The sequence below is a fragment of the Pacificibacter sp. genome (assembly GCF_039769035.1).
In the GTDB taxonomy this organism is placed as follows: Bacteria; Pseudomonadota; Alphaproteobacteria; order Rhodobacterales; family Rhodobacteraceae; genus Celeribacter.
The window spans coordinates 1-2,943 of sequence record NZ_JBDMZG010000148.1; the positions used below are offsets into that span (position 1 = coordinate 1).

The following is a 2,943-nucleotide window of genomic DNA, read 5'->3' on the forward strand; positions in this document are numbered from 1 at the left end:
TGGCCGTCAGGTTGGTGGCTTTGCTTGCCTCCCATTGCCCGCTTGGGATCGCGTCGATGCCAGTGCGATAAACCTCCGCGGTATAGGTGGAATAATGCAGACCTAACCCGACAACACCCGCCGTCAGAGGAGACAATAATAGACCCAGATCAGGCAAGATATAGAACAGAAAATACAGCTGCACCAACAACGGCGTGCCCCGGATAAATTCGGCAAAAAAACCAACGGGTCGGGATATCCACACATTGACTGAGCGCCGCGCAATCGCCAGCACCAGACCTAGCGTCATAGCGATCATCGTGCCCAGAATGGTGGCTTGGATGGTGACTTTTACGCCTTCCCACAGTTGCGGCAGTATCTGAATGCTGAACTCCCAATCCCATTCCATGACTTAGCTTCCCGTCCCATCCAGCCCGCGCGACAGACGCCACTCAAGTCGTTTTATTGCAGTGGATATTGTTGAGGAAAACAGGAAGTAGAGCAGTAGGATGGTTAGGAAAGGAACTGCCGTGGACCCCGTTTGCGCCCGCACGACTTGCGCTTGAAAGGTCATATCCGACAGCGAAATCAGCGACACAACAGCAGTGCCTTTCAGCAGTTCAATTGCGTTGTTGCCAAAGGTGGGCAGCATCCGCACAAAGGCTTGCGGCAGGATGACATAGCGCATCTCTTGAAAGCGAGTGAGGTTCAGCGCGGTGCAGGCCTCATATTGTTCGCACGGAATGGATTTGATCGCCCCGCGCACGACTTCGGCCCCATAGGCCCCGACGTTCAGGCCAAGAGCCAGCACTCCAGCCTGCAAAGGGCTGAGCGGCACCCCCAAGAGCGGCAAGACGAAGTAGGCCCAAAATAGCTGGACAAAGATCGAGGTGCCACGAAAAAATTCGATATAGGCTGTGGCCAGCCAACGCAGCGGCCAGAAGCGCGATATACGCCCAAGACCCGCGATGAATGCAGCGATCAGGGCTACGATGCAGCCCAGAATGGTGATCTCGATTGTCACCACTGCGCCCTGCAAGATCAGGCCGATATATCCTTGCCACTGTTCCAAAATTTACTCCATGTTGTTGGATCATGGGCGGCGCAGCTGTCGCCGCCCAATCGTCAAAATTTAGTTCGCACCACCGCAAAGGTTCTCGCGGGTCTGCTGCATCGCGGCATCTGCCGAGTAGCCGTAGGGTTCGATGATCGCCGCGAATTCGCCGCTGGCCTTCATCTCAGCCAAGGCAACGTCATAGGCGTCACGCAATGCACCGTCTTGTTTGCGGAACGCTACGCCAGCACAGAAGATTGGCGTGTTTTCCACGGGCGCGAACATCGCAAGACTGGGGTCTTCGGCCTTTTTCAGCAGGTCGCTAATAGACAATACTGGCAGCGCGTAAACATCTATGCGGCCGTCTTGCAGCAGCTTGGCACCTGATTGGGGATCTGGAACCACAACGATGTTGGCGCGATCCACGCCAGCCTCAATCGCAAGCTTTTCCTCGGTCCCGCCGCCGACAACACCAATTTTTGCACCGCTTGAAGCGACATCCGCAAAGGACTTCAAGTTCAGTGGGTTGCCAGCTTTGATCATAAAACTTTCGGCGTCACACAGGTCAGGCTGTGAGAACAAAACTGCCTCGCAGCGCTCCGGCTTAATGAACAAACCAGCGGCGACCATGTCAAAGCGGCGCGCTTGCACGCCGGGTATCATCGCGCCGTATTCCGACACAGAAGCAACTATCTCCTTGATGCCCATCTTGTTCAACACAGCGCGCGCCAGATCAGGGGCCGCGCCCGAAACCTCACCACCTGTTGTCACCATTGTCCATGGTGGCTCGTTCGCGATTGCGATGCGGGCAAAGCCTTGCTCTTTTAGTTGGTCCAGATCAGCAGCGACCGCGGGCATGCCTGTGAACCCGGCCAAGCCGGCACCCAGTGCCACGGCGGCGATTACATGTTTTATTGGTTTCATTGTCAGTTACTCCATTCTCTTCTCTGTTGGTCTGCCGATGCCTTTGCGGCCCGGTCAGTTTGTACGGTCACACACGGTGACCAGCGGCGATGACCTTGCGCAGGAACGCTTGGGTACGCTCCTCTTTCGGGTCGGAAAAAATTTGATCAGGCGGACCGGCTTCGACAATCTTGCCACTATCAAAGAACAGCACACGATCCGCGAAATCACGGGCAAAGCTCATCTCATGGGTGACCAGCAGCATGGTCATGTCGGTCTCTTCGGCCAGCTTGCGCATCACGTTCAGAACCTCTTCGACCAGCTCTGGATCAAGCGCCGAGGTAACTTCGTCAAACAGCATGATCTTGGGTTTCAGAGCCAGCGCCCGGGCAATTGCCACCCGCTGTTTTTGACCGCCCGACAATTGCGCTGGTTTCTGTGCTGCCTTGTCGGACATCCCGACCATTTCAAGCAGTTCCATCGCTTTGATGTTGGCCTGCGGCTTTGAAAGGCCTTTAGTCAGAATTGGGGCCAGCGCGACGTTTTCCAGCACGGTCTTATGCGGGAATAGATTGAACAGTTGAAAGACCATGCCAATTTTGGCGCGCATTTTCTGTAGATGGGCCTCATCCGCGGCAATCATTTCACCATTCTTGGGCATCTGCCATAGCGGCTCTCCATCGATGTGGATCATGCCACCGTTGATCGTCTCCAGCGTCATCAAAATGCGCAGGATAGTGGTCTTGCCCGACCCTGACGGACCTATTAATGCCAACTTTTCCCCCAGTGCCACGTCGAAACTGAGGTCCTTGAGAACCTCAAGCGCGCCGAATGATTTCGAGACACCGTCGATAGTGATAATTGGCGTGTTCACCGAGCCCCCCGTCGTGACAAGTGTAGGAAAAATTGGTCAGACGGAGCACATCATGTCAATTAAAATATTAAATCATGACAATTTCAGATGGATATTATTTCTCTTGCAAAGACGGTTTGTGCTGCATTAGGAA

At 54.6% G+C, this 2,943-nt stretch carries 4 protein-coding genes; all 4 read right to left on the reverse strand.

Translation table 11 applies throughout. The features are described 5' to 3' along the window. The coding region (locus tag ABF287_RS13045) for an ABC transporter permease subunit (RefSeq protein ID WP_347185441.1) at positions 1-388 on the reverse strand (388 nt) is incomplete at its 3' end. A 3-nt stretch (positions 389-391) separates the two neighbouring features. Beyond that, the gene (ehuC, locus tag ABF287_RS13050; protein ID WP_347185442.1) at positions 392-1,051 is read right to left on the reverse strand and encodes an ectoine/hydroxyectoine ABC transporter permease subunit EhuC; all 660 of its coding nucleotides are present in this window, start codon (positions 1,049-1,051) and stop codon (positions 392-394) included. Between the two features lie 60 nt (positions 1,052-1,111). Further along, complete coding sequence (gene ehuB / locus ABF287_RS13055) at positions 1,112-1,957, reverse strand: ectoine/hydroxyectoine ABC transporter substrate-binding protein EhuB (RefSeq protein ID WP_347185443.1); 846 nt, start codon at positions 1,955-1,957, stop codon at positions 1,112-1,114. A 67-nt stretch (positions 1,958-2,024) separates the two neighbouring features. Next, the gene (gene ehuA / locus ABF287_RS13060) at positions 2,025-2,810 is read right to left on the reverse strand and encodes an ectoine/hydroxyectoine ABC transporter ATP-binding protein EhuA (RefSeq protein ID WP_347185444.1); all 786 of its coding nucleotides are present in this window, start codon (positions 2,808-2,810) and stop codon (positions 2,025-2,027) included. Between the last annotated feature and the right edge of the window lie 133 nt (positions 2,811-2,943).